We start from the raw sequence: 25,867 nt of genomic DNA, 5'->3' as shown, positions 1-25,867 counted from the left end.
GGCTGGGATTCAGGCCGCAATCAGATGGTGGGTGGCCAGCAGTTCCAGCGAGCGCTGGCGGGCAACCGGATCGGTGACGGGCGTATCGATGACGAACTCGTCGATAGCAAAGTGATGATGCAGGGCGTCCAGCTGAGCATGCACCTGCGCCGCCGTGCCTTTCAGCAGTGACGGGGTGCGAGGTTCAATCTGATAGTCGCGATAGCCCCCCTGACGCACGTAGCGCTCCGCCTGCTCCAGGCTGGCGACGTTGACACCCGGGCCCCCTTTTACCGCCACATGATAGTGGCGCAGAGAGGCAACCAGCAGGTCAGCTTCGGCGGGCGAGTCAGCCACCACCACCTGAACCGCAACCAGCGCGCGCTGACCGTGACTCAGGCGGGTGTAGGTACTCAGCGCATGCTCAAGCAACGCGCGGTCACCATTCAGATGCGCCGCAAAGACAAACTGCCAGCCCAGCGAGGCAGCCAGCCGCGCGCTCTCTTCGCTGGCCCCCAGCAGAAAACGGCTAGCCGGACGCGCAGGCAGCGGTGTCGCCGCCAGCCCCTCTTCATCCGGTTTCGGCTGATCCGGTTTCAGCCAGCTATCCAGCAACTGAAGCTGTTCGGCAAAGCTGCCTTTACTGGTGGCATCAACACCCCGCTGCAGCGCCTGGGTGGAGAGCGGTAATCCGCCTGGCGCTTTGCCGACGCCGAGATCGATGCGCCCCGGCGCCAGCGAGGCGAGCAGGTTGAAGTTTTCGGCCACTTTATAGGGGCTGTAGTGCTGCAACATCACGCCGCCCGATCCGACCCGGATATGGCGGGTCTGCGCAATGATCCAGGCGATCAGAAGCTCCGGTGAAGGGCTGGCAAGCTGTGCAGTGTTGTGATGTTCCGCCAGCCAGAAGCGGTGATAGCCCCACGCCTCTGCCCGCTGCGCCAGTTGCAGCGTGCGCTGAAGCGCCGCCGCAGGCGTCTCGCCCTGCAGGACGGGCGCTTTGTCTAACAGACTTAATTGATATGCCATTCACCTGGTCCTTATTGATTCCGGTTGCTGACCAGTGTGCTGCGCAGGCGATTATTGGTAAAACATCATATTGTTTTATGCTTTATTGAATTCGTCATATTGGCGGGGCGCGGCGAAATAAAAGACAAATAAGCGACGAAAGCCCCAAAACCGGGCCTGCTATCGCCTTATCAGGGCGGGTTCAGAGTGAATAAAACGTGCAGAGTGGCAAAGGATTGCACAAAATCGTCTTATGTGAAGCGCTGAATTGCCGGCTTTATTCAGGGGCGCTGAGAGTTCTGCTTCAGTGGAAAAAAGCGGGTGTTGATAATCGCCACATTAACCTCGCAGGGAACGCCATCATCGAGAAAAACCGTCTCATTAATCTGGATAACCGCATCCCCTGCCCCTAATTTCAGTAATGCCAGCGTCTCAGCCTGCGTCAGGTTAATGGCCGTTAAATGCTGGTCGCGCAGCTGCACTTTTTTTCCGGTCACTTCCTCGATATAGGCATATTTCGACACTTCCAGTTTGCTGAACTCCATGCTGTTAAACATATTCACCGGCAGATGAATATGTTCCAGCGCCACCGGCGTCTCATCGAAGCACATCAGTCGTAATATTTTATAGATCGGATCGCTGGTTTTAATGCGCAGCGCCTGCGCCATCTCTGCCGATGGCACCCGGATAATGCTGGCAGAGATAATTTTGCGGACGCCTTTGTGCCCGTTTCTCTGCGCCTGATAATCAAACGGGGAAAGCACGTGATATCGGTGAGCCTGGCTACTGATCTCCGTCGCACCCACAAATATCCCCGATCCCTTCACCCGATAAATACGCTGCTGCTCCACCAGAATTCGGGTCGCTTCACGCACCGTTGTGCGGGTAATACCGAGGCACTTTGCGATGGCTATTTCCGTATCCAGCTTTTCACCGGGTTGAAGGCCGTCATCTTTAATCCGCGTGAGGATGTAATCGACCACCTCTTTCTGCTTTTCAGTCATGCCATCAGCCATCGACGTTCTTCCCATTTGCGTGAAGGAGAGACTCCCTGTATCCGTGCCACTCCCTTTCTGCCTGACATTGCCGGAGAAGTACTACTCCGGTCAGGTGAATATGTGACCAACCTATCAAATTGGCACAGATGTTAAGCCTGTGTAGCCATATTTTAATTTTAGCGGTTGTGTCCCTACACGTCGAAGGACATCATCAGGATGACTAGACATCTTTAACCTGTACAGATGTGTTGCCGGGTCACTCATCCACCGGCTGGCCCCCTCACAGCGGGAAGTCGTCAGGGCGAATCTCCGGAAAGTGTCTGTACAGGTTCAGGGAGAGTTAACGAACGCAGCCGTTCCGATGAGCGCGGCGACGCGCAAAGGGTATCTGCGTGGCGTTAACTTTGAACACGCAACGAGAGACAGGATTACAACGATGTCACATCTGGCGGATTGGTTGAATAGCGAGCGAATTCAGTACGTGGAGCGCGTGGCTGACTGGCAGGAAGCGATTGTGCTGGCGGGGCGTCCTCTGCTCAGCGAAGGCGTCATCTCACAGGCTTACATTGATGCCATCATCCAGCAAAAAAAGGCGATCGGACCCTTTTTTGTTATCGCTCCGCAGATTGCCATGCCTCACGCTCGTCCGGAACAGGGCGCGCTCGGACTGGGGCTGTCGGTGCTGCTGCTGGAGTCGGCGGTGGAATTTGATTCTGAAGAGAACGATCCGGTGAAAGTGCTTTTTATGTTTGCCGCACCGGACAGTAACAGCCATATCGAAATGATTTCCCAGCTGGCGGAAGTCCTCTCCGATGAGAACATCATGGCGCAGGTTTTTAATGCAGACAGCCATGAAGCGCTGCTGGCAATTTTGTCAGGCGTCTGATTTACCCGTTAACACGTTAATTTTGATCACCAGAGAATGAGGTCGGATATGAAGATGATGGCAGTGTGTGGTTCAGGTCTGGGCAGCAGTTTCATGATGGAAATGAACATCAAAAAAGTGCTGAAGACATTAGGGGTGGAGGCTGAGGTTGAACATTCCGATCTCGGCTCGGTAACGCCCGACGTGGCGGATATTTTTGTGATGGCAAAAGATATTGCCTACAGCGCCAATCTTCCGGAAGAGAAAATCATCATCATCAATAACATTATTGACCTGAAAGAGATTGAGCAAAAAATACGAGACTATTTTGAGAAAAACGGACAGTTATAAGCCGATAAACACTTACCCTCGAGGTTAATATGTTTACTCAAAATCTTTTGCAGTTTGTCGTCGACGTGCTGAAAGTGCCCTCTATATTAGTCGGACTGGTGGCATTTTTCGGCCTGGTTGCGCAGAAGAAACCCTTCCCGGATGTGATTAAGGGCACGGTAAAAACGATTCTGGGCTTCCTGGTGCTGGCCGGTGGCGCGACCGTTCTGGTCGGTTCCCTGACGCCGCTTGGCGATATTTTTAAACATGCGTTCAATGTTCAGGGCATTATCCCGAATAATGAGGCGATGGTCTCTATCGCACTGGCAAAATATGGTGCGCCGACCACGATGATTATGGCCTTTGGTATGGTCGCCAATATCCTCGTCGCCAGGTTCACCCGGCTTAAATATATTTACCTGTCAGGGCATGTGACCTTTTATATGGCCTGCATGATCGCGATCATATTATCGGTCGCGGGTTTTGAAGGCATTCAGCTCATCTATACCGGTTCGCTGGCACTGGGGATACTGATGGCCACGTTTCCGGCGATCGCTCAGCCCTATATGCGGAAGATCATTGGCGGTGACCAGGTGGCGCTGGCGCATACCGGCACCATCGGTTATGTCCTGTCGGGCTGGATCGGCTCTCTGGTGGGAAAAGGCTCGCGCTCGACCGAAGAGATGAACATGCCAAAAAACCTGAGTTTTTTGCGCGACAGTACCATCTCCATCTCACTGACGATGATGATTATCTACTTAATCCTGTCGATCTCGGCCGGTAAAGCCTATGTGGAATCCACCTTCAGCAATGGTCAGAACTACCTCGTTTACTCGTTTATTCAGGCTATTACCTTTGCCGCAGGCGTCTTCATCATTCTGCAGGGGGTTCGCTTAATCCTGGCTGAAATTGTCCCGGCCTTTACCGGTTTTTCAGAAAAACTGGTGCCGGAAGCCCGCCCGGCGCTGGATTGCCCGATTGTCTTCCCCTATGCCCCGAACGCGGTTCTGGTTGGCTTCATCTCCAGCTTTGCCGGGGGTCTGGTGGGGCTGTTTGTCCTCGGCCAGCTGCACTGGGTTTTGATTCTGCCGGGTGTGGTTCCTCACTTCTTCTGCGGTGCCACCGCGGGGGTGTTTGGTAATGCGACCGGCGGCAAACGCGGGGCGATTTGCGGTGCCTTTGCACATGGGCTGTTAATCACCTTCCTGCCGGTGGCGCTGCTGCCCGTGCTTGGACAGATTGGGCTGACCAACACGACCTTCTCGGACACCGACTTCGGCGTTACAGGCATTCTGCTGGGCAACATGGCTCGCTTTATGGATAAGGGCACCATTACCCTGATCGTTACCGGTATTTTCGCCCTGTTAGTGCTCTATAACTTCACCGCCAGAAAGAAAGTGCCTGCCGAAACCGATGCAGGTTAGTTTCCATCTTTAACTCCCAACCAGAAAGGGCAAGCGTGACTTTCTGGTTGTTTCTTTTCAGGTGAGTGCCGCCCTTCTCAGACCCGTTAAACGCCCCTTTATCATCCCCTCTCCGTTCCCTTCTGCTCCGCCTGCAGGCGCTATTTTGCCTGTTTCACTGCCTTTTGCTGGCCCTGAAAGCCGCAAAAAAAGGACTATTCCGATTCAGAAAAGTGATCTGAGTCACACTTTCAACATTAGATGCGCTAATAAATAAAATTTAACAACAAAACATTTGAATGATAATGATTAACATTTACACTCTCATCCGCATATAACAACGCGATAAACGCGGCCTAATCCACAAAAAATATGCGGTATTTACCTGTTTCAGGATGAAAACCCTGGTCCCCAGGATTGTCAGGGCTTTTATCTGGTTAGTCATTTTTATGTTTACTGGAGTTTTGAGCGGATATCCCACGCTGCTGATTCAGGTCGGCAGGGTTATGGTTTTAACGCACAGGAACTGAACATGCTTTTACGCTCATCTATTCAATCGGCACAGGACTTCGAACCGGCCTCCACTGCCTGCACGGCTGAAACGGCGATTTTCAACGATCGGCAACTGGCTGCCTGGTCGCAGCAGACGCAGGAGGTGCTGGCGCTGATGACCCGCACCGTCACCGGTGTTGAGAAGCCGTTCAGCGGCATCCTGCCTCATGAACTGGCGGCGGAATTCAGCGATGTCGATCTTGACCGTCCTCTGGGTAACAACGATGACGCTCTGGCGGAGCTGAGTCAGCTCTATCTGCGTGACGCCGTCTGGTTCCATCACCCGAAATATCTGGCACACCTGAACTGCCCTGTTGTACTGCCTTCGCTGATGGCTGAACAGATCATGGCGGCGGTGAACAGCTCGGTGGATACCTGGGATCAGAGCGCAGGCGGCACCCTCATTGAGCAGAAGGTGATCGACTGGACGCTGGGCCGCATCGGCCTGCCCGCCGGATCAGACGGGATCTTCACCAGTGGTGGCACCCAGTCGAATCTGATGGCGATGCTGCTGGCGCGTGACAGCTGGTGCGCGGCGCATCATCCCGGTCACCTGATCAAGCAGCGCGGCCTGCCAGAGACCGCACCGAAGTGGCGCGTCTTTACGTCGAAGCTCAGCCACTTCAGCATCCAGAAATCGATGGCGATCCTGGGGCTGGGTTACGATGCGGTGATCGCTATCGATCACGACGAGCAGTTCCGCATGGACCCGGCCCTGCTGGCGCAGGAGATTGAGCGCTGCCGCAGCGAAGGGCTGATCCCGATTGCGGTTGTCGCCACCAGCGGCACCACCGATTTTGGCAGCATCGATCCGCTGCCGGAAATCGCCCGTCTCTGTGACGATTACGGTTTATGGATGCACGTTGACGCCGCCTATGGCTGCGGGCTGCTGGTCTCTGAGCAGCATCGCTCACGCCTGAACGGCATTGAACGGGCGGACTCCGTCACCGTCGATTATCACAAATCCTTCTTCCAGACCGTCAGCTGCGGGGCCTTCTTCGTCCGGGATAGCCAGAACCTGAAGCATGTCACCCACCATGCCGACTACCTGAATCCGCTCAGCGCCCAGCAGGAAGGGACGCCAAATCTGGTCAACAAGAGCATTCAGACCACCCGCCGTTTTGATGCCCTGAAAATGTGGCTGACGCTGCGCGTCATGGGGCCGGCGGCGCTGGGTGAAGCCTTCGATACCCTGATCGCGCTGACGCAGACGGCGCATCAGTTGCTGAGCGATCACCCATCTATCGAAGTGCTGCACGCCCCGGAGCTGACCACCCAGATTTTCCGTTACGTGCCGGGCAAACACGCCAGTGATGCGCAGATCGACGAAATCAACGCCGCAATCCGCAAAGCGCTGTTCCGCTCCGGAAATGCCGTGATTGCCGGCACCAAAGTCGACGGCCGTCAGTATCTGAAATTTACCCTGCTAAATCCGACCACGACCCCTGCCGACCTCGAAGATGTGCTGAGTCTGATTGCGCACTATGGCCGCGAGCAGGTCCGGGCGTCTGCGCTGCGCGCGGCGAACCAGGGAGAGATGTGAAATGAAGAGTCCTGTTTACGATTTTATTGGCATCGGCATCGGCCCTTTCAACCTGAGTCTCGCCTGCCTGAGTGAGCCGGTTGAGGGTCTGAACGGTCTTTTCCTGGATGAGAATCCGGGATTTGACTGGCACACCGGCATGATGCTGGAAAGTGCCCATCTACAGACCCCGTTCATGGCTGACCTGGTGACGCTGGCCGATCCGACCAGCCCGTACAGCCTGCTTAATTACATGAAGGAGAAGGGGAAACTCTACTCGTTCTACATCCGGGAAGACTTCTTCCTGATGCGCAAGGAGTACAACCAGTATTGCCAGTGGGCCAGCTCGAAGCTGTCGAATCTGCGCTGGAACAGCCACGTCGAGTATGTCAGCTACGATGAGGCCTCCGGTCTCTATCAGCTGGAGGTCAGGGAGACCCGCAGTGACGAGAAACAGCGTTATCAGGCGCGTCATCTGATTCTCGGCACCGGCCCGGTGGCCTGGATGCCGGAGTGCAGCCAGCCGCATCGTCAGCGCCTGACCCACTCCAGTCACTATCTGGCGAACAAAGCCGCGTTGCAGCAGAAGCGGTCGATTACCGTGCTGGGCAGCGGTCAGAGTGCAGCGGAGATCTACTATGACCTGCTGACCGATATCGATCGCTTTGGCTATCAGCTCAACTGGATCACCCGAGCGCCGCGCTTTTACCCGCTGGAGTACACCAAGCTGACGCTGGAGATGACCTCGCCGGAGTGGGTGGACTACTTCCACGCCCTGCCTGCCAGCACCCGCGACGAACTCAATGCCCGGCATAAGAACCTCTACAAGGGGATCAACAGCAGCCTGATTAATGACATTTACGATCTGATGTACGTCAAACAGCTCGATGGCGATCTGAACGTCAATCTCTTCACCCACTCGGCCCTGACCGCGATGCGCTGGCTGCCGGAGGGGGAATTTGAGCTGACGCTGCATCAGGAGGAGCAGGACTGTACCTTTACCCGCCGCACCGAAGGGCTGGTGATGGCAACCGGCTATCACTATCGGCCACCGATGTTTCTGGAGGGGATCACCGCGCGTCTGCGCTGGGATGAGAAAGGTCGCTACGACGTGCAGCGCAACTACAGCATCGACCATCACAATCAGGTCTTTGTCCAAAACGCCGAGCTACACACCCACGGCTTTGTCACCCCGGATCTGGGGATGGCCTGCTACCGCAACTCGGTGCTGCTGCGCGAACTGACCGGACGCGAGGTTTACCCAATCGAGCGTCAGATCGCCTTCCAGACTTTCCCGGCTAAAACGGAGCGCTGAAATGAGTTCATCTATCCTGTTCAGCGCCCGCCGTCCCGCGGGTCTGTTCACCCTTCGTCCGATGCAGGCCAGCGATGCGCCGCTCATCCACAGCTGGGTCACCCGCGACTATGCGCGCTTCTGGGGCATGCAGCAGCAGAGCCTGGAGCAGGTTGCGGCGTTCTATCATACACTGACGGCACAGGATCCCAAAGCGGCACTGATTGGCTGCTGCAACGATGAGCCGATCTGTCTGATTGAGTGCTATCGCGCCTGTGATGATGAGATTGGAAAATTTTACCCGGCTGCGCCCGATGATTACGGCATGCACATCCTGATTGCCCCGGCCAGCAAGCCGATCCGCGCGTTCAGCTGGCAGGTCTTTTCGCTGGTGATGGACTATATGTTCAGCCGTCCCGAAGTGAACCGCGTGGTGGTCGAGCCGGACGTGCGTAACGAGAAGATCCACGTTCTGAACAGGCGTGCCGGTTTCCGCTATCAGCACACCCTCGACCTGGGCCATAAAACCGCCTGGCTGGCCTTCTGCCAGCGGGAAGATTATCAACACGCGTTACTGCAGGAGTCGCAGACTATGACCACCCCCTCTTCACTGATGAACGGCACGCATCTGACGGGCGACAACTGGGCGCAGGCAAACCGCATGCTGATCCGCAAAGCGATTGCCGAGTTTGCGCATGAAAAAATCATCGCGCCGCAGGAATCCGGCAACGGCAGCTATCAGCTGGCTGTACCGGCTGGCGAGGCGAGCTACCATTTCCGCGCGGCGCGGCTGGCGCTGGATCACTGGGAGATTGACGCGGGTTCGCTGCGCAAGCAGGAGAATGGCCATGATCTGCCGCTGGATGCGCTGAAGTTTATCGTGGAGTTCAACGGGGAGATCGGCATTCCCCAGGCGCTGCTGGCTACCTACATGGAGGAGATCAGCAGCACCCTCTGCAGCGCTGTCTATAAGCTGCAGAAGCACAATCCGGACAGTCAGGCGCTGGTCTCCGCGGATTTCCAGACCGTTGAAGCGGCCATGACCGAAGGGCATCCCTGCTTTGTCGCGAACAACGGCCGCATCGGCTTTGATGCGCAGGACTATCTGGCCTATGCACCCGAAGCCGCCGCGCCGGTTCACCTTATCTGGGTCGCGGTCCATCGCCGCAATGCGCATTTCGCCAGCCTGAGCGAGCTGAGTTACGAGCAGCTGCTGCGTGATGAGCTGGGCCAGAACACCGTTGAGCAGTTTAATGCGCAGCTGGAGCAAAAAGGGCTGGCGGTTGAGGAGTATATCCTGATGCCGGTGCACCCGTGGCAGTGGCAGAACAAACTGCTGACGGTTTTCGCCGCGGACATCGCGAATCACGATATTGTCTGGCTCGGCACGGGCGACGACGCCTATCAGGCGCAGCAGTCCATCCGCACCTTCTTTAACCGCAGTCAGCCGGAAAAGCGCTACGTGAAAACCGCGCTTTCGGTACTGAACATGGGCTTTATGCGCGGTCTGTCGCCCTACTACATGGCGACCACACCAGCCATCAACGGCTGGCTGGAGCAGCTGGTGACAGGCGATGCCTGGCTGAAGAAGTGCGATTTCCGCATCCTGCGCGAAGTTGCTTCGGTCGGCTATCACAACCGCTATTACGAGCAGGCGATTAAAGGCGACTCCGCTTACAAGAAGATGTTTGCCGCCCTGTGGCGGGATAATCCGGCGGCCAGCCTGCAACCCGGTCAGCGTCTGATGACCATGGCCTCGTTCCTGCACGTCGATCACCATCAGCAGGCGTTGCTGCCCGCGCTGATTGCCGATTCCGGTTTACCCGCGAAGCAGTGGATTGAACGCTATCTGACCTGCTACCTCAGTCCGCTGCTGCACTGCTTCTATCAGCATGACCTGGTGTTTATGCCGCACGGTGAAAACCTGATTATGCTGCTGGAGAACAACGTCCCGGTCAGCGCCTATATGAAGGATATCGGCGAGGAGATCGCGGTGATGAACCCGGATGCCGTGCTGCCGGAAGGTGTGCAGCGACTGGCGGTGGATGTGCCGGAGGAGCTTAAACTGCTGTCGATCTTCACCGACGTCTTTGACTGCATTTTCCGCTTTATCAGCGCGATCCTTGACCAGTCAGGCACACTGCCTGAGGAGCAGTTCTGGCAGTCGGTAGCGGAATGCGTGAAGGATTATCAGCAGGCGCATCCGCAGCTGGCGACGAAGTTTGCGCGCTATGACATGTTTGCGCCAGAGTTCACCCGCTCCTGCCTCAACCGCCTGCAGCTGGCCAACAACCAGCAGATGATTAACCTCACCGACCCGGCGGAAAACCTGAAATTTGCCGGCACCCTGGTCAACCCGATCGCGCGCTGGCGCTAAGCGTTACCCTGTCACGTAATGGTCAGGCGGTCACCTGGGTGGCCGCCTTTTTTTTAATGAGTTATCGCAGGAATCTGTAATGTCCTCTTTTATTCCGGTCGCAAAGCTGACCCGGCGGCATCTGATCTTTCCCCTGTCGCTGGTGCTGTTTGAGTTTGCGACCTATATCGCCCATGACATGATCCAGCCCGGTATGCTGCTGGTGACTCAGGAGTTTAAGGTGGGGCCGGAGTGGGTCTCCACCTCCCTGACTGCTTACCTGGCCGGTGGCATCCTGCTGCAGTGGCTGCTTGGCCCGCTCTCGGACCGCATCGGACGGCGTCCGGTGCTGATCGGTGGCGTGACCTTTTTTATGCTCTCCTGCGTCGCAACGCACTGGGTACAAAGCATTGAGCAGTTCGTTCTGCTGCGCTTCCTGCAGGGGATCAGCCTCTGTTTCATCGGTGCAGTGGGTTATGCGGCGATTCAGGAGGCGTTTATCGAGTCGCTCAGCATCAAAATGATGGCGCTGATGGCCAACGTCGCCCTGCTGGCTCCGCTGGCCGGGCCGCTGGCGGGCGCGGCGTTTCTGACCATGGGAGAATGGCGCACGCTGTTCTGGCTGATTGGCGCTGTTGCGGCGCTGGCGCTGGCCGGGCTCTGGTATGCCATGCCCGAAACGGCGGGCGATCGTCAAAAAGCGCTGTCGCTGCGATCGATTATCAGCGGTTACGCGGCGTTGCTGAAGGATCGTCAGGTGATGCGCGGTTCACTGGCTATCGGACTGGTCAGCGTCCCCTGCATTGCCTGGGTGGCGCTTTCACCCGTCATCCTGATCCACGGCGCGCAACTGAGCCGCATCGACTATGCCCTGCTTCAGCTGCCGGTCTTTGCCGCGATGATTGCGGGCAACCTGACGCTGGGCCGTTTATCCAGCCGTCTGCCGATTGAACAGCCGGTAAAGCTGGGTGCCTGGCCAGTGGTCTGCGGACTGACCGTTGCGGTGGTCGCTACCCTGCTGAATCCGCAAAGCTATCTGTGGCTCACGGCCGGAATGAGTCTCTACGGCTTCGGCACCGGGCTGATTAACGCCGGACTTTACCGTATGACGCTCTTTTCCAGCAGCGCCGGAAAAGGCAGCGTCGCGGCACTGCTGGGCATGGTGAGCATCCTGATTATTGCGCTGGGCATTGAAGCCGCGAAAACGGCTTATTTCAGCTTCGGCACCGGCGGCTTTAGCCTGGTGAATCTGACCTGCGGTCTGCTGTGGCTCGTTCTGGTCAGCGCGTTTCTGCGCGAAAGTCAGTGTCGCCAGCAGGCACTCTGTACTGAGTAGCGTCTCGTCAGGGTAAGGGGCCGGACGCAGGCCTCTTGCTCTGACGGCATCACAACGCAGTCACTCAATCTTTATAAGCTTCTGATTTGTTGTGCAATTCTGTTCACCTGTTCGACCGCGACAAACAGCGCATTCACCACCGGGACGGACAGATGCGTTGATATGCCTGCCAGCCAGACAGATTCAGGCGACACGCTGTGGGCCAGGTGCAGCTGTAAATGGTTATTCAGCCGGGGCGGTGCGGCTGAAGCGTCACGGGCATCCGCGAGGATCAGCCCATTATGGGTCATCGAATGTCTGGGCGGTGCGTAGCCGGTGGCACAGACAAGGGCGTCAAAGTGTGTGATTTCGCCCTGCGGGTTGCTGAGGGTCCAGCCCGAATCTGATTTCTGCAGAGATTCAGCCCTCAGTTTTTCAACGCTTAATAACCCGCTATCAACATAACCAAGCAATTTTTCGGCATTCTTTAAGGGCATGGCGCTGATATAGCGTCCTGTTGCCCGCAGAAAGGCGCTCAGGGAGTGCTTAACCGCCTCGGGGAGTGTGTGCGAATGCTGATTGATTGCGTTAATCATTCCGACAATCCTGTACTGCCATTCCGTTTTGTCCTGACGCGCCAGTTCACTCTCTTCCCGCAGTCGCTGGATACTCTCCGCCTCTGCGACAAACTGCTCTCTGAGGGAGGTCGCCGAGGCGTGAGCCAGCAGCCGGATCACCCATTTTCTGATGTCCGGCCTGACCTGTTCACTGATTACCGCGCTGTCTGTAAGCCAGGCGAGTCGCGAAGCCTGAATGGGTCTGAGCATGACGGCAGAGCGCACCGCCGGCAGGTCGCCGGAGGGAGAAACCAGGCTGACGCGGCACCCCTGTCGGCAAAGAACTAATGCCGCATCTATCGCGGAGAGCCGTGTTCCCACGATGAGGACATGACTATCCGGCCGGATCTTTTCCAGCATCAGTTTTTCCGGATAGGGTGAAGCAAAAAACAGAGGATCGCCCTGATAAGATGACAGGGCCTCAGGAATCGCGGGATGCGTGTAACCGGTGCAGACGATTACCGCATCGGCTGTAATGGTGCCGCTCTGCCGGGTTTCGATCAGATAATCACCGCCCGGTTGACGCATAATCTGTTTCCCCGCATCCCTGATAAAGGAGACGCTTATGCCCTGCTGATAAGCCAGCGAGAGATAACGGGTATATCGATCCTGAATATAATCTCCGATGATTTTACGGGAAACAAAATCTGCCAGCGTAATCTCGTTATTTGTATGCTCATGCAGGTAATGAAGTAAATCGTGATAGTGCGGCGGTAACAGAGACATTAATTCGACAGAGGTATTACAGAGGAGTTCCGGATGCTGACTGGCATAAACCTGCCCGATGGCGGGCCCCGACGCATCCAGCAGTGTAATGCGTTTGCAGGCCCCCTGTCGGACAAGGGCAATAAACGCGGCCACGCCGGTTGCGCCAGCACCAATAATAGCAACATGCAGATTATTCATAGAAACTCCATCGGGATAGGGTTATCTGTTAGCTACGAACAAAATATGCACAATTATAACCGCTATCATAGAGAGTGGCGGATGATTCGACTGGTATGAGAAGCTGACAGCAATCCGCATTTATTTTTTTCAGATAAGCTTTGACCAATTCGTTTCTTTATCTGCGCCCTGCGTCATTCGATGATGATTCCGCCTGCTGAGGCAATTAATAACAAAGGAATTTATCATGAAGACGTTATTTCACCCTGCGCCATGCTTTCCCTGCCCGCTCTGATTCATGCCCAACCTTTTTTGCCTGGGCCAGCCGCCTGATGCTGACGCCGGGCGAGCCTTTTCTGCCGGAAAAACAGGGATAACCATGACATTGCCTTTAACCGAACAGCTGGTGCAGTGGCGGCGTGAACTGCACCAGCATCCTGAACTCTCCAATCATGAATTTGCCACCACGGAACGCCTGAGCCGCTGGCTCACCGAGGCCGGAATACGGCTGTTGCCGCTGGGGCTGAAAACGGGCGTGGTGGCAGAAATGGGTCACGGTGAAGCGCTCATCGCCCTGCGTGCTGACATAGATGCGCTACCGATTGAGGAGATCACCGACCGCCCGTGGCGATCCCGCCAGCCGGGTGTGATGCACGCCTGCGGCCATGACGTTCACAGCGCCGTCATGCTGGGCGTTGCCCTGCAGCTGAAGCAGCAGGAAAGCACGCTGCCAGGCCGGGTGCGGATTCTGTTTCAGCCTGCTGAGGAGACCTTCGATGGTGCGCAGCAGCTGATCGCGGCGGGTGCGCTGGAGGGTGTGAAGGCGATATTTGGCCTGCATAATGCCCCCGACCTGCCGCTGGGCACCCTGCGCAGCCGCCCGGGCGCGTTTTATGCCAATGTAGATCGCTTTGTGATCCGCGTTACGGGCAAAGGCGCGCATGCTGCCCGCCCCCAGGAGGGCATCGATTCTATTGTGGTGGCCAGCCATATTGTGACGGCCCTGCAGACCCTGCCGAGTCGGGTGTTCAGCTCGCTGGAAACCGTCGTGCTGAGCGTCACGCGCTTTACCGCCGGGAATACCTGGAATGTGCTGCCCCAGACCGTCGAACTGGAGGGAACCGTGCGCACCCACAACAGCGCGATCCGCGAGCAGATCCCGCATCGCATCCGGACGCTGATTCAGGGCATTGCTGGCGGATTTGGCGCGACCGCGGAACTGGCATGGACGGCTGGCCCGCCTGCGCTGATCAATACCCCGGCGTGGGTGGAGGTGGCGCTGGATGTCGCCCGCGAGAGCGGCTATCTCGCTGAACAGGCGGAGACGCCACAGATGGGTGGCGAAGATTTTGCTTTCTACCTGCAACAGGTGCCGGGCGCCTTTGTCAGCATCGGCAGTGCCAGCGAGTATGGTTTGCATCACGCCGCTTTCGATCCGGATGAGGCGCTGATAGGCCCGGCCGTGGCGTACTTTACCCGGCTGGTGCCGCGCGCGCTGCAGAGAGTGGTAGCGCAATGACGAAAAAAAAGCGTACGACGATCGCTGTTCCGGTGCCGCAACCGGTTCTCGACCACGCGGTCATTAATGTGGCCGACCAGCTGGATAACGCCAGCGCCCGCTTCCGGCGGCTCGGCTTTCAGCTCACCGAGCGGGGCCACCACTCGCTGGGATCGAGCAATCATCTGGCTATTTTTGGCGAAAATTATCTGGAGCTGCTCGGCTATGAGCCCGGCAAAGGCAGCCAGCGTGCCGACCTGTGGAATTCACCGCTGGGACTAAGCGGACTGGTGTGGAAAAGCAGCGATGCAGAGAGTGAGTTTCTGCACCTGGAAAGACAGGATCTGGATGGCGACCCGCCTGCCGTCTTCTGGCGGCCGGTGACCCTGCCGGATGGCTCGGTCACTGAAGCGCACTTCCGGACCGTGCGGCTGCGTGCCTCACTGATCCCCAATGGACGATCCTTTTTCTGCCAGCATCTGACGCCGGACACGGTGTGGCAGCCCGCCTGGCAGCGCCATCCCAATGGGGTGCAGAATATCAGTGAGTTTGTCATCGTCGCGCAGGACCCGGCGCACGCGGCGCAGGTCTACAGCCGGCTTTTTGGTGCCGCAAAGGTTCTCGCCTGTCCGGAAGGCGCTTTCGTGCTGCGTGCCGGGGCTGCCACGGTGCGCTTTGCCTCCGCCGACTATGCGCAACAGCGCTTCGGCCCATTGCCGGAGGATTATGATGGCAGCGCCCGGATGGTGGCGCTGGGGTTTGCCACAACGGATCTCGCCCTGGTGAAAAACGCGTTGCTGGCAGGGAATATCCTGTTTCACGAGCAGGCTGACGCGATTGTCGTGGCGTCCGGAGAGGGCTTTAATCTGGCGCTGCGTTTTGCCTGAAGGCGGCGTGATCCAAAAAAAACGCCCCGGCTGAGGCGTTTTTCATGGAGTGCGATCAGAAGGTGTAGCTGGCGGTGACCGAGAAATTACGCGGCTCGCCGTAGACCACCGAACTGGCGACGCTGGTGTCATACGCCTTGTCGAACAGGTTATTCAGGTTGCCCTGCAGCGACAGATTTTTATTCACCTGATAGCGGGCAAAGAGATCAACCAGCGCGTAGCTGCCCTGACGCGCCCGCCAGGTGCCATTGCCTTCCGGTGCACCGACATCGTTCCAGATGTGCGTCTGCCAGTTGACGCCGCCGCCCAGCGTCAGCGCCTGCAGAGCAGGCAGACGGTAGCTGGTGAAGAGGTTGAAGCTGGTCTGCGGCAGTTGCGGATTGAACGTCGTGCCATCGCGGTTTTCTGCGATGTAGCGCGTGCCGCCAAAGGTCATCTGCCAGTCATCGGTTAATGCGCCGTTGACCTCAAACTCCACGCCGCGACTTACCACGCCTTTGCGGCCAATATAGGCCACATCGCCGGAACCCTGAACGATCTGCGTGGTGGCTTCACCGACATTATCCAGTTCGGTGCGGAACACGGAAAGTGAGGTGGTGAAGCGGCTGTTCATCCAGTCTGATTTCAGACCGGCCTCATAGTTTTTGCCGATCACCGGCGACAGGTACGCCCCGCTGACATCGCGATAATCCTGCGGCTGGAATACCGAGGTGTAGCTGGCGTAGGCAGACCAGTTTTCGGCGAAGTCATAAATCAGACCGCCATACGGCGTGGTGTTGTTCTTCTCCATCTCACCGCCGGGTGTTTCGCGATTCCAGTTGGTGTAACGGGCGCCGAGGATCAGATGCAGCGGATCGGCCAGCGACAGACGGGTCGCCATATAGGTCGACTTCTGGTGCACCAACTGGGTATCGCTGGCCGGCAGGCGCGGTGTCCAGGCTGATTCCGGATACTGGCCGTTGAAATCGTTGAAGTTGCCCAGCGATTCAGGGGAGATGTTCTCAAACGTACTGAAATATTTATTATCCTGACGGCTGTAACTGACGCCCACCATCAGCTCATGCTGACGTCCCAGCAGCTCATACGGGCCGCTGGCAAAGGCATCGACCGCATCCACCTTACGTTTTCCGGTGTTGTAACCGGTCCCGCCCACCACCGGGTAGTTGGCATAGGAGGAGACACCCGCGCCGCTGTTGCGATCGAAGAAGCCATCGAGATAGATCTGCTTACTGTCCAGACGCATCTCATTATGCGTGCCGTTCAGCGTCAGGTTCCAGCCGTTAGCGAAGTCCTGTTTCAGGTTGACGAAGAGCTTGCGGTTTTCTTTGTCGTTGTAGGCCCAGTCAGGCGCGGTGTTATAGCCGCGACGGGCGTGGATCTGCGTTCCGTCGGTATACCAGCGCGGCGCGCCCCCCCACATCGTGGAATCGGTGTTAACCTGGCTGAACTCATACCCGACCGAGAGCGTGGCAGAGTCGGTCAGGTCGGCATCAACCACGCCATAGATAAACTGTTTTTTAGCGCCGTAGCGCTCAATGAAACTGTTGTTATCCTGCCAGCCCGCGATCAGGCGGCCACGGACATTGCCGCTGTCACTGAGCGGTGCCGAGAGATCGGCCACATAACGCTGTTTGTTCCAGCTGCCGTAGCTGGCAGAGACGGTGCCGCCGAACGTTTTGCTGTCCGCATGTTTGCGCACCATGTTAATGGCGGCCGAGGGATTGCCCGGACCGGTCAGCAGACCGGTTGCCCCGCGCACCACTTCAACACGCTCATAGAGCGCCATGTCGGTCTGCGCGTCACCCAGATTCCAGCGCTCGGCAAACGCGGTCGGAATACCATCGACCATATAGTTGTCGATCAAAAAGCCGCGGGAGTAGTAGCTGGTGCGATCCATATCGACACTGACGCCGCGGATGCCGGTGGTGTTAGCCAGAACGTCATCCAGCGACTGCAGTTGCTGGTCAGCCATCCGTTGCGAACTGACGATGCTGACAGACTGTGGCACATCCCGCACGGTACCGAGCATTTTTGTGCCCGCACGGGTAACCGGTACGCTGTAATCGGAAGCTGGTGACGTTGTCACGCCGTCATTGGCAGAAGCATTGACGGTGAGCGTCTGCTCATCGCTGACGGCGGGCGCCGCGCTTTCTGCGGCACGGGCCACATTCTGTCCCAGTGAGGTGGCGACCAGTGCAGCCAGCAGGGAGAGGCGGAACAGGCGGTGCGAAGCCGTCGCGCCCGTTTCCCCGGCACGCTGAAATTCAAATGCGTTCATTTATTCCTCAGTTATCTTTATGATTTTTATCTGCCACTGTCACGACCGTGCATCCTGCGGACATCGCTGCCCTGCTTTTGGTTTGAGGAACCAGAAACGTTTTCCCTGTGCGCCTGAGGCGGGTGTGATAAACCTTTAAAGCAAATGAGAAATATACGCATTGCGATTTTCATTGCAAGATTTTGTTAACAGATGATGCCGCTTTTTTCAGGAAATGATCGGTGCCATAGAAGCCGGGAAGAGGGAGATGGGAAAAGCTGCCCGATAAATCCCGACGGCTTTATCAGAAAAATTCGGGTGCCGTTTCGCTTACCGTCACTATAATATCCCGTAAGGGCCGTTCATTGACCTGAAGTTGTCACTCTTCATGCCACAATACCCGCCTTAACCCTTTTATTACCTTATTAAACACCAGAGATTGCAGGAATTCGCACATGCGCAAAACATCCCTTTTCAATGCGCTGATGACGACGACCGTTTTGAGTCTGTTTTCAGCCCCTTCTGCCTGGTCTGCCACGCTGGTGCAGAATGTCAGTGCTGGCTGGAACACCTTCAGCAATAACGTTGCCACGACCTGGCAGCAGCCACAGGGTATCGATTTTTACCTGCCCGCTATCACGTGGCACAACCGTGCGACCTACGACCGGGAACATATTGATAAATATAATGAAAGGCCCTGGGGCGCCGGTGGCGGGATCTCCCGCTACGATGAGAAAGGTAACTGGAACGGTATCTACTTAATGGCGTTCAAGGACTCCTTTAATAAGTGGGAGCCCTTTGGCGGCTACGGCTGGGTGGCGACGTGGCGTCCGCTGGCCGATCAGAATTTCCACTGGGGCGCGGGTTATACCGCCGGTGTGACGGCCCGTCACAACTGGGATTACATCCCGGTGCCGGCGATACTGCCGCTTGCCGCCATCGGCTATGGCGATCTCGATTTCCAGATGACCTACATCCCCGGCACGCACAATAACGGCAACGTCTACTTTGCATGGCTGCGTTACCACTTCTGACGGTCCGGTCAGCGCGCCATCGCCATGATGGCGCGCTCGTCGAGTAACAGGGTTTCACCCTCATAGCGGTGTTGCAGCTGATGATAACTTTCGCAGGCGATGATCTGTTCAACGGCAGCAGAAAAACGGTTCATGGCGATGCGCATCTGGCTCAGGTAGTCATGCGTGTCATAAACCCGATCGATCCCTTCCAGCGCATGGTTCATGATTTTGCGGGCAACGTCGTTGGGCGTGTCGAGCGCAGAGAGTTTGGATCGCGCAGTGCGGCGCAGGTCGCGCGGCGTGAAGGCTTCCAGTCCCAGCCCGCGCGGGGCGCGGATCATCCGGCGCAGCGCCTGATTGAGCGCACCTTTAGAGAGCGGCTGCTGCGGATCGCGGGGGGCGGGCACCAGCCAGGGGGAGTCCGGATCGGCGGCCTGCATCAGAGCCTCGATGCACTGACGCATCAGCGGTGAGATTGGCAGCACGTGTTCCCGCTGCGATTTATTACGCGTGCCCTGCTTCCAGAGTTCCAGCTGCAGATCAAACTCCGCTTTCTGCGCCTGCACAATCTCATCCGGTCGCCGGGCGCTGACCAGACACAACCGCAGCGCCCAGCGCGCCTGTTCCGACAGTGCCCAGTTATCCAGCCCGTGCCAGAAAACCCAGATCTCCGCATCGCTCAGCTGGCGACTGCGCGGCGGTGATGCCCGGCCCGCTACATCGCGCTTTTTCATTGAGGCAATCGGGGAGTGATCGAGATAGCCCTGCATCTCGGCCCAGGCCAGAAACTGTTTCGTCAGTGCAAAGACCCGCCGCGCCTCCTCCTTTTTCCCTTCCGCAATCAGGATGTTATAGAGCCGGTTGAGACGCAGACGCGTCAGATTTTTCAGCGGCTGAGAACCGATACCGGGCAGAACATGTTTCAGCAGAGAAGAAACGGCGATCTCCGGGCGGCGGCGGCTGATCAGCAGCGACAGTTTGACCCAGACCTTCATGACCTGCTCTACGGTTCCTTCATCCCCGAAGTTATCCAGCTCACCTAACGAGGCGGCCTTGACCTGCTCCAGCCAGATCATGACGTGCTGGCCGACATGCGCGGAGCGCACCGGGCTGGATGTCCGATCGATCACATGACTCTCCCTTTCACTTAACAGGCGGGCCATTCTACTGATTCAGTCGCTGTGACTCCAGACCTATTAAGTCTGGAGTCACGGAAACGCATTCTGATGAAATCTGAGAATTAAAACGGGCCATGACACAGAACCCGACGCCTTCCGTCTGTACGCTTTCTGCACGAATTTGCCGCTCTCTGAGGCGACAGCACGATCGCGAATGCGGGAATGTAAAGATCCCCTGCTGCGATATACAATGCGAACTATTATCATTATCATACGCATTTGCTTACATACATTAACGATTCAGGGAGAACTTCTAAGTGAATGTAACCATGCGTGTCCATAAGCGCCCTGCTGCGCTGCTGCTGGCTGGCGTATTAAGTACTTCTGCCAATGGGGCGAGTCAGGAAGAGACGGAGAAGCTGGCCGACGATCAGACCATGCTGGTCACCGCCGAAGAGGAGTTAAAGCAGCAGCCGGGGGTATCGGTGATCACCGCGCAGGACATCAGAAAGAATCCGCCGGTCAATGACCTCTCCGATATTATCCGCAAAATGCCGGGTGTTAATCTTACCGGCAACAGTGCTAATGGTGTGCGCGGCAATAATCGCCAGATCGACATTCGCGGCATGGGGCCGGAAAACACCCTGATTCTGATCGATGGCGTTCCCACCACGTCGCGCAATTCGGTTCGATACAGCTGGCGCGGCGAGCGTGACTCCCGCGGTGACTCTAACTGGGTGCCACCTGAAATGGTCGAGCGGATTGAAGTCATTCGCGGACCGGCGGCAGCCCGCTATGGTTCCGGCGCGGCCGGCGGTGTGGTGAACATCATTACCAAACGTCCCACCGATCACTGGAGCGGTTCGCTGTCCCTCTACACCAATCAGCCGGAAGATAATAAAGAAGGCGCAACGCGCCGCGCTAACTTCAATCTGAGCGGGCCGCTGGCAGGCGATGCGCTGACCATGCGTCTCTATGGCAATATCAACAAAACCGACAGTGATGCCTTCGATATTAACCAGTCGCAGAACGGCTCGGCTGCCGCCGGTCGTGAAGGTGTGCGTAACAAAGACATTAACAGCGTGCTCTCCTGGAAGATCACGCCGCTTCAGGTGCTGGATTTCAGTTACGGCTATAGCCGCCAGGGCAATATCTATGCCGGTGATACGCAGTACAGCAACGGGGCCGGTAATGCGCTGATCGAATCGCTCGATGGCGCGGAGACCAACCGGCTCTACCGTCAGACCTGGGGGCTTGCCCACAATGGGATCTGGGACTGGGGACAGTCGAAACTCACCTTCAACTATGAAAAAACCAACAATACCCGCCTGAACGAAGGCACAGCCGGTTCAGGTGAAGGCCGGATCAACAGCAGAACCTTTTCGACCAGCCGTTTCGACAGTTATCGCGCTGGCGGAGAGATCAGCTTCCCGGTGGAACTGCTGCGTGAACAGACCGTGACGCTGGGCGCCGAGTGGAACCGGGATGAGCTGAACGATCCCAACTCCATGAACGGCACCCGTGCGCCAGGCGTTTCGATCAATGGAGTCAGTGGTGACCCCGGCAGTCGCAACAGTAAAAACAGCGCCACGCTCAGCTCCCTCTACGTTGAAGATAACATCGCCCTGACGGACAGCACTGAAGTGATCCCCGGATTGCGCTTTGATTATCACGATACGTTCGGCGCGAACTGGAGTCCGTCGCTGAATATCTCGCAGGGACTGGGCGACAGTTTTACGCTGAAGGCGGGTATTGCCCGTGCTTTTAAAGCCCCCAACCTCTATCAGTCCAGTGAAGGGTATTTACTGGCGACCCGGGGCAACGGCTGTCCGGTCAATGTTGCGCGCGGCAGCTGCTATCTGCTGGGTAATGAAAATCTTGATCCGGAAGTCAGCGTTAATAAAGAGCTGGGTATTGAGTACAGCCAGCAGGGATATATTGCGGGGATCACCTGGTTCCGCAATGACTATAAAAACAAAATCGTCTCCGGTACCGAGGTGCTGGGCTATGCCTCCAATGGCAATAATATTCTGCAATGGAGTAACGGCGGCAAAGCGGTGGTTGAGGGGCTGGAGGGTAACGTCACGATCCCACTGGTCCAGGACACACTGGAGTGGCGCACTAATGCCACCTATATGATCGAGTCTAAGGATAAGGAGACCGGTAACCCGCTGTCGATCATCCCGAAATATACCATTAATACCCTGCTCGACTGGCAGGTTACGCAGGATTTCTCGACTGACCTGAACTGGACGATGTATGGGCGTCAGAAACCGCGCCGCCATGCCGAGTCGCGGACGGAAAATGGATCGATGTCTGATCGTGAAGTAGGTGCTTATTCCGTCTTTGGCATTAACTTTAATTATGATATTACAAAAAACCTGCGCGCCAATGCCGGGATTAATAATCTGCTGGATAAACAGCTGTATCGCGAAGCTGACGGGGCTTCAACGTATAATGAACCGGGTCGCGCCTACTATGCCGGTCTGACGTTCACCTTCTGAAAATAACGCGCTTCCCTCCGGAAGCGCTTTTTCAGTGTCACATCAACTCCTGAGCTCAATACCCCAGCCATCCACGCCCGGACTCTGCTATTTAAAGTCCACCTGCATCAGTTCTGCAATCGTGGAATTGCGCGTCGTCACCACACAACGATCCAGATAATCGGTGAAGCGTGAAGGCCTGCTCATTCCCAGCTGCAGTAATTTTGAATTATCAAAGACCACATTCAGATTGGAAAAATGACCATATAAATTCATGGCACGCAGCATGATGCGTTCGTTGCAGGGCCCAAACAGATCTTTAAAGGTTCTTCTGCTCTCCGCCAGGTGTTTATAGGAGACCTTCTGATAATCCGGTCCCAGGGCTTTTTCACCGGATGCTCTGGCCATCGCTTCGTCAATTTCCGCGAAGGTGACACTGCTCTGCGCCCCGGCAGAAATGTGAATGACTTCATTGATCACCGCTTCCGCATCAAGCAGCAGTACCAGTGCCTCTGCGCAGTAATCAACCGGCACCACATCAATCCTATCGCCAAGTTCGCAGGTGAATTTACCCAGCGCGAGCACCATCCGGAACACCCAGAAAATGCTGGCTGAGGGCAGACAACCCTGATCGGAATGGCCCACGACAATCGAAGGACGCGCGATAACCAGCGGCAGCCCGGGCAGCTTTTCCGTCATCAGTTTTTCAATTGAGGCTTTACTCCAGGTGTACTCGACAACGTGCTGATCGCGGCTGGAGTCCAGCTCGCTCTCGGTCACCAGCGATCCCGGTTCCGGGGCGCAGGACATGGCCGTACCCACGTGGATAAACTTCTTCAGCCCCGCAACGCGGCTCATGCGCTCGGCAAACTGAAACGTGCCCTCAACATTTACTTTCCAGATAAAGGGGTTGTTGCCAAAGGATGCGACGGCGGCGCAGTTAATCACGTGCGTCACGTCGTCAAGGCGCGTGTCGTGGATAAAGTTTTCCGTGAAGGCGAGGTCGCCCAGAATGATATTTTCACTCTCTATCGTGCTGATTAATGACTCATCTAACCCAAAGTTTTTCAGGTTTGTTTTAACGCGGTTTACCCCCTCCTCAACATTTTCGCCTCTGACAAGGAGCAGCAGTCTGTCCCTGGGACTGTTCTGCAATAAACGGGCGACGACAGCGCCGCCTAAAAAACCTGTTGACCCGGTAATGAGTATATTTTTCATGATAGTGTCATTCGTTCTGGTTAATCACAGGAAAGCATTAAAGAATGTTTTCCAGAACAGGAGTGAAATTCAGTTCAGTGAACTCCCCTGCATGGCGTTAAATAATTTTACCGTGCTCATCTATTTAGATTGTGTTTATCTTTCAGCTGTGAAAGCTAAACAACAATTAAATCGACTCCGGCTGAACCTGCCGCCTGATTTCAACAATCTTTGCCATATGGGATCAACTCATTTTTTAATTTTTTTCGCTGAACTAATAAACATTTTCAGGAATGAAAATAAAAACGGACTATTTATTTTTTTGCTTCATTGCAGTCTTCAATATTCTCATCGCCGGTTAAACAGAAAGAAAAGAGATGATTGCATTCTGCTTTCGTTTATCTGGCGTTTAATTATGATCCAGTATGACACCCGTTGAAATAAATCAGTCATTGCGGTCAGGAACGCCAAAAGCGTAACGACCGGTAACTAACTTCGCGATAACTCTGACCGGGCCAGCCTGAAGTGAAAAAAAGCGGCTATGCTCTGTCGGCATGAACATACAACCACGAACACCAGGACAGGAAGAGATGAAAAAATTATCAGTTATCGTTATGGCTACCGGTCTGTTTTTGTCCGTCAACCTGCAGGCTAACGCTGCCGGATGTCTGAAGGGTGCCGTAGCAGGCGGCGTGGCAGGTCATCTTGCCCATCATGGTGTGGCTGGCGCCGCAGCCGGATGCGCAGTCGGTCATCATATGGCAAAGAAAAAACAGAAAGAGGCTGAGCAAAACACGCAGGCACAAAAATAAACTGACCGCACGCCGCGTAATCAGGACGTCGCGCACAACAAAAGTTAATGCGTTGAGATAGCGATTATTCTTAATCTTATCCTAATATTTCTCCTGTACGATGGCGGAAGCAGACAAATATCAGATTGTGTGCATACATTCTGCTGGAACGATTAGCCTGCCTCGTGCAGGCTTTTTATTAACCCAAATCCGCCCCCGCCAGGCCTCCTCTTTTCGCGCTTCGCTTTCTGGTAGTACCAGCCAGAACTGGAATAAAAATCACGGACGTTACAGTATCCTTAGATATCTATATTTCTCATTAAAAAACAGTAACTTCTCCTCTGGTTACAGTTCACCTATGCTGGGGGCTCACACCGTTCCGCGTCAGAGGGATCTGTTATGTTTGATATGCCGTTATCCTACAGTGCAAAGACAGTTCAGGGCCTTTATGAGGTGCTTCATACTTTCAACCTTAACGGCGCACGCTGCCATGTCATCTATGACGGAAAAGCCACCCGCGCAGCCGTGATAGAGGCTAAATCGAGCGTTAAAGGGGGAGAGATGCGGCATCAGGTGCTTGCCGTGCTGGAGATGGAGCGCGTCGCCAGGATCAACACCACACTGCGTATTAAATCGTTCTGGGCTGATTCCGACGGCGAGCAGTCGGAATGTGGCGTGGTGGAACCTGACCGTCTGGCTAAAGCGCTGTATGAAACGCTGACCGCCCGGAAACGCATTACGCTGGTCGGCCTGTAGGCGTATTCAGCCCGCCCGGTGCGGGCTTTATGATGAAACGTCTATGGCTTCAGGCTATGCCGCCTTCGGCGTAAACTTCTCCCAGACTTTCAGCGCAGCCGTCACGGCTGCATCCAGTTCCTCTCCCGTTGCCCCATCCCGCGCTTCCGTCGAAAGTCCTGTCTCAAAACTGAGAAAGGTCTGTGCCAGCGCGCGCGCGTCGGTGTCGGCAGCCAGCTCGCCCGCCTCTTTGGCTCTGACGACACAGCGCAAAAACCCCGACCGGGTGCGCTGGCGTTGCGTTGCCAGTAAGGTGCGGATGTGCTCGTTTGAAGGGGAACAGGTATTTACGGACAAGGCGATCAGACAGCCGCTGGGATGGCCCGGATCGGTCTGCATCTTTGCGGAAGCGCGCAGTGCCTGTTCTATGGCATCAAACGGCCTGAGCTCGTCGTCCCAGAGACAGTCGTTAACCTGACCATATGAGGAGAGATAACAGTCGACAACCTCTTCAAACAGCGCCTCTTTTGAACCAAATGCGGCGTAGAAACTCGGTGCGGTAATGCCGTTGCCGAGACTGGCCTTGAGCAGAGCAAGCGAGGTGGACTCGAAGCCATGCTGCCAGAAAAGAAACATTGCCTGACGAATCGCCTCGTCCCGGTCAAACGAACGTGGACGTCCCATCTGAGCCATAGCCCCTCCTGTTCATGCCTGTGAGACTTAAATACTAATCGATACATATGTTCTTGACAAGTGACGAT

Annotated in this window: 20 protein-coding genes; 13 read left to right on the top strand and 7 right to left on the bottom strand. The window is 56.0% G+C overall.

The window, feature by feature from the left end:
• Positions 1 to 9: 9 nt before the first annotated feature.
• Positions 10 to 1,008 (bottom strand): MsnO8 family LLM class oxidoreductase, encoded by a 999-nt coding sequence (locus HFD92_RS07080; RefSeq protein ID WP_167428611.1) that lies wholly within the window; start codon positions 1,006 to 1,008, stop codon positions 10 to 12.
• Positions 1,009 to 1,268: 260 nt separating this feature from the next.
• Positions 1,269 to 2,003, bottom strand: a complete 735-nt coding sequence (locus HFD92_RS07075) for a GntR family transcriptional regulator (RefSeq protein WP_009092935.1) — start codon at positions 2,001 to 2,003, stop codon at positions 1,269 to 1,271.
• Positions 2,004 to 2,421: 418 nt separating this feature from the next.
• Here HFD92_RS07075 and HFD92_RS07070 point away from each other — a divergent pair, with 418 nt between their 5' ends.
• The 7 genes from HFD92_RS07070 (at position 2,422) to HFD92_RS07040 (ending at position 11,643) form a co-directional block, all read left to right on the top strand.
• Positions 2,422 to 2,871, top strand: coding sequence for a PTS sugar transporter subunit IIA (locus HFD92_RS07070; protein WP_167428610.1), 450 nt, complete (start codon positions 2,422 to 2,424; stop codon positions 2,869 to 2,871).
• Positions 2,872 to 2,919: 48 nt separating this feature from the next.
• Positions 2,920 to 3,201: a PTS sugar transporter subunit IIB gene (locus HFD92_RS07065; RefSeq protein WP_009092933.1), complete on the top strand. Its 282-nt coding sequence runs from the start codon at positions 2,920 to 2,922 to the stop codon at positions 3,199 to 3,201.
• A gap of 29 nt (positions 3,202 to 3,230) precedes the next feature.
• Complete coding sequence (locus tag HFD92_RS07060; RefSeq protein WP_167428609.1) at positions 3,231 to 4,604, top strand: PTS ascorbate transporter subunit IIC; 1,374 nt, start codon at positions 3,231 to 3,233, stop codon at positions 4,602 to 4,604.
• A gap of 511 nt (positions 4,605 to 5,115) precedes the next feature.
• Entirely contained in the window at positions 5,116 to 6,678 is a 1,563-nt protein-coding gene (locus tag HFD92_RS07055) for an aspartate aminotransferase family protein (RefSeq protein WP_009092931.1), read from the top strand.
• 1 nt (position 6,679) lies between these two features.
• Positions 6,680 to 7,972: a lysine N(6)-hydroxylase/L-ornithine N(5)-oxygenase family protein gene (locus tag HFD92_RS07050; protein WP_167428608.1), complete on the top strand. Its 1,293-nt coding sequence runs from the start codon at positions 6,680 to 6,682 to the stop codon at positions 7,970 to 7,972.
• Position 7,973: 1 nt separating this feature from the next.
• The gene (locus tag HFD92_RS07045; protein ID WP_167428607.1) at positions 7,974 to 10,328 is read left to right on the top strand and encodes a GNAT family N-acetyltransferase; all 2,355 of its coding nucleotides are present in this window, start codon (positions 7,974 to 7,976) and stop codon (positions 10,326 to 10,328) included.
• 79 nt (positions 10,329 to 10,407) lie between these two features.
• Positions 10,408 to 11,643 (top strand): MFS transporter, encoded by a 1,236-nt coding sequence (locus tag HFD92_RS07040; RefSeq protein ID WP_167428606.1) that lies wholly within the window; start codon positions 10,408 to 10,410, stop codon positions 11,641 to 11,643.
• A 71-nt stretch (positions 11,644 to 11,714) separates the two neighbouring features.
• Here HFD92_RS07040 and HFD92_RS07035 read toward each other — a convergent pair whose 3' ends face one another.
• The gene (locus HFD92_RS07035) at positions 11,715 to 13,145 is read right to left on the bottom strand and encodes an FAD/NAD(P)-binding protein (protein ID WP_167428605.1); all 1,431 of its coding nucleotides are present in this window, start codon (positions 13,143 to 13,145) and stop codon (positions 11,715 to 11,717) included.
• Positions 13,146 to 13,503: 358 nt separating this feature from the next.
• On the opposite strand from HFD92_RS07035, the gene HFD92_RS07030 reads away from it, so the two are divergent.
• Both HFD92_RS07030 and HFD92_RS07025 read left to right on the top strand, forming a co-directional pair.
• Positions 13,504 to 14,643 (top strand): amidohydrolase, encoded by a 1,140-nt coding sequence (locus HFD92_RS07030; RefSeq protein WP_167428604.1) that lies wholly within the window; start codon positions 13,504 to 13,506, stop codon positions 14,641 to 14,643.
• 20 nt (positions 14,644 to 14,663) lie between these two features.
• Positions 14,664 to 15,509, top strand: coding sequence for a VOC family protein (locus HFD92_RS07025; protein WP_167428713.1), 846 nt, complete (start codon positions 14,664 to 14,666; stop codon positions 15,507 to 15,509).
• Between the two features lie 55 nt (positions 15,510 to 15,564).
• On the opposite strand, the gene fhuE is transcribed toward HFD92_RS07025, so the two are convergent.
• Entirely contained in the window at positions 15,565 to 17,787 is a 2,223-nt protein-coding gene (gene fhuE, locus HFD92_RS07020) for a ferric-rhodotorulic acid/ferric-coprogen receptor FhuE (RefSeq protein ID WP_167428603.1), read from the bottom strand.
• 434 nt (positions 17,788 to 18,221) lie between these two features.
• Here fhuE and pagP point away from each other — a divergent pair, with 434 nt between their 5' ends.
• Complete coding sequence (gene pagP, locus HFD92_RS07015) at positions 18,222 to 18,800, top strand: lipid IV(A) palmitoyltransferase PagP (RefSeq protein WP_276047261.1); 579 nt, start codon at positions 18,222 to 18,224, stop codon at positions 18,798 to 18,800.
• Positions 18,801 to 18,808: 8 nt separating this feature from the next.
• On the opposite strand, the gene HFD92_RS07010 is transcribed toward pagP, so the two are convergent.
• Positions 18,809 to 19,858 carry a site-specific integrase gene (locus HFD92_RS07010; protein ID WP_185185197.1) on the bottom strand — a complete coding sequence of 350 codons (1,050 nt, stop codon included), beginning with the start codon at positions 19,856 to 19,858 and terminating at the stop codon, positions 18,809 to 18,811.
• A 371-nt stretch (positions 19,859 to 20,229) separates the two neighbouring features.
• Here HFD92_RS07010 and HFD92_RS07005 point away from each other — a divergent pair, with 371 nt between their 5' ends.
• Positions 20,230 to 22,404, top strand: a complete 2,175-nt coding sequence (locus HFD92_RS07005) for a TonB-dependent siderophore receptor (RefSeq protein WP_185185196.1) — start codon at positions 20,230 to 20,232, stop codon at positions 22,402 to 22,404.
• 87 nt (positions 22,405 to 22,491) lie between these two features.
• Here the strand turns inward: HFD92_RS07005 and HFD92_RS07000 are convergent, their stop codons facing one another.
• Positions 22,492 to 23,601 carry an SDR family oxidoreductase gene (locus HFD92_RS07000; RefSeq protein WP_140029146.1) on the bottom strand — a complete coding sequence of 370 codons (1,110 nt, stop codon included), beginning with the start codon at positions 23,599 to 23,601 and terminating at the stop codon, positions 22,492 to 22,494.
• Between the two features lie 569 nt (positions 23,602 to 24,170).
• Here HFD92_RS07000 and HFD92_RS06995 point away from each other — a divergent pair.
• Together HFD92_RS06995 and HFD92_RS06990 are read left to right on the top strand one after the other, a co-directional pair.
• Positions 24,171 to 24,392, top strand: a complete 222-nt coding sequence (locus tag HFD92_RS06995; protein ID WP_009092919.1) for a hypothetical protein — start codon at positions 24,171 to 24,173, stop codon at positions 24,390 to 24,392.
• Between the two features lie 378 nt (positions 24,393 to 24,770).
• A complete protein-coding gene (locus tag HFD92_RS06990; RefSeq protein ID WP_167428600.1) occupies positions 24,771 to 25,127 on the top strand; it encodes a hypothetical protein in 357 nt (118 codons plus the stop codon).
• Positions 25,128 to 25,181: 54 nt separating this feature from the next.
• Here the strand turns inward: HFD92_RS06990 and HFD92_RS06985 are convergent, their stop codons facing one another.
• Complete coding sequence (locus HFD92_RS06985; protein WP_167428599.1) at positions 25,182 to 25,799, bottom strand: TetR/AcrR family transcriptional regulator; 618 nt, start codon at positions 25,797 to 25,799, stop codon at positions 25,182 to 25,184.
• Positions 25,800 to 25,867 lie beyond the last annotated feature (68 nt).

This window comes from Pantoea sp. EKM101V (genome assembly GCF_011800325.1).
GTDB lineage: Bacteria > Pseudomonadota > Gammaproteobacteria > Enterobacterales > Enterobacteriaceae > Pantoea > Pantoea anthophila.
Note: the sequence above shows the minus strand (reverse complement) of the source record. Positions and strands in the feature narration are given on the sequence as shown.

Excerpts from the sequence above, each read along its gene's own strand:
- HFD92_RS07045 (WP_167428607.1), top strand. The coding sequence starts at position 7,974 with ATGAGTTCATCTATCCTGTTCAGCGCCCGCCGTCCCGCGGGTCTGTTC.
- HFD92_RS07060 (WP_167428609.1), top strand. The coding sequence starts at position 3,231 with ATGTTTACTCAAAATCTTTTGCAGTTTGTCGTCGACGTGCTGAAAGTG.
- HFD92_RS06990 (WP_167428600.1), top strand. The coding sequence starts at position 24,771 with ATGTTTGATATGCCGTTATCCTACAGTGCAAAGACAGTTCAGGGCCTT.
- HFD92_RS07055 (WP_009092931.1), top strand. The coding sequence starts at position 5,116 with ATGCTTTTACGCTCATCTATTCAATCGGCACAGGACTTCGAACCGGCC.
- HFD92_RS07035 (WP_167428605.1), bottom strand. The coding sequence starts at position 13,145 with ATGAATAATCTGCATGTTGCTATTATTGGTGCTGGCGCAACCGGCGTG.
- fhuE (WP_167428603.1), bottom strand. The coding sequence starts at position 17,787 with ATGAACGCATTTGAATTTCAGCGTGCCGGGGAAACGGGCGCGACGGCT.
- HFD92_RS07005 (WP_185185196.1), top strand. The coding sequence starts at position 20,230 with ATGCGTGTCCATAAGCGCCCTGCTGCGCTGCTGCTGGCTGGCGTATTA.
- HFD92_RS06985 (WP_167428599.1), bottom strand. The coding sequence starts at position 25,799 with ATGGCTCAGATGGGACGTCCACGTTCGTTTGACCGGGACGAGGCGATT.
- HFD92_RS07010 (WP_185185197.1), bottom strand. The coding sequence starts at position 19,858 with ATGATCTGGCTGGAGCAGGTCAAGGCCGCCTCGTTAGGTGAGCTGGAT.
- HFD92_RS06995 (WP_009092919.1), top strand. The coding sequence starts at position 24,171 with ATGAAAAAATTATCAGTTATCGTTATGGCTACCGGTCTGTTTTTGTCC.
- HFD92_RS07080 (WP_167428611.1), bottom strand. The coding sequence starts at position 1,008 with ATGGCATATCAATTAAGTCTGTTAGACAAAGCGCCCGTCCTGCAGGGC.
- HFD92_RS07040 (WP_167428606.1), top strand. The coding sequence starts at position 10,408 with ATGTCCTCTTTTATTCCGGTCGCAAAGCTGACCCGGCGGCATCTGATC.
- HFD92_RS07050 (WP_167428608.1), top strand. The coding sequence starts at position 6,680 with ATGAAGAGTCCTGTTTACGATTTTATTGGCATCGGCATCGGCCCTTTC.
- HFD92_RS07030 (WP_167428604.1), top strand. The coding sequence starts at position 13,504 with ATGACATTGCCTTTAACCGAACAGCTGGTGCAGTGGCGGCGTGAACTG.
- pagP (WP_276047261.1), top strand. The coding sequence starts at position 18,222 with ATGCGCAAAACATCCCTTTTCAATGCGCTGATGACGACGACCGTTTTG.
- HFD92_RS07065 (WP_009092933.1), top strand. The coding sequence starts at position 2,920 with ATGAAGATGATGGCAGTGTGTGGTTCAGGTCTGGGCAGCAGTTTCATG.
- HFD92_RS07070 (WP_167428610.1), top strand. The coding sequence starts at position 2,422 with ATGTCACATCTGGCGGATTGGTTGAATAGCGAGCGAATTCAGTACGTG.
- HFD92_RS07075 (WP_009092935.1), bottom strand. The coding sequence starts at position 2,003 with ATGGCTGATGGCATGACTGAAAAGCAGAAAGAGGTGGTCGATTACATC.
- HFD92_RS07000 (WP_140029146.1), bottom strand. The coding sequence starts at position 23,601 with ATGAAAAATATACTCATTACCGGGTCAACAGGTTTTTTAGGCGGCGCT.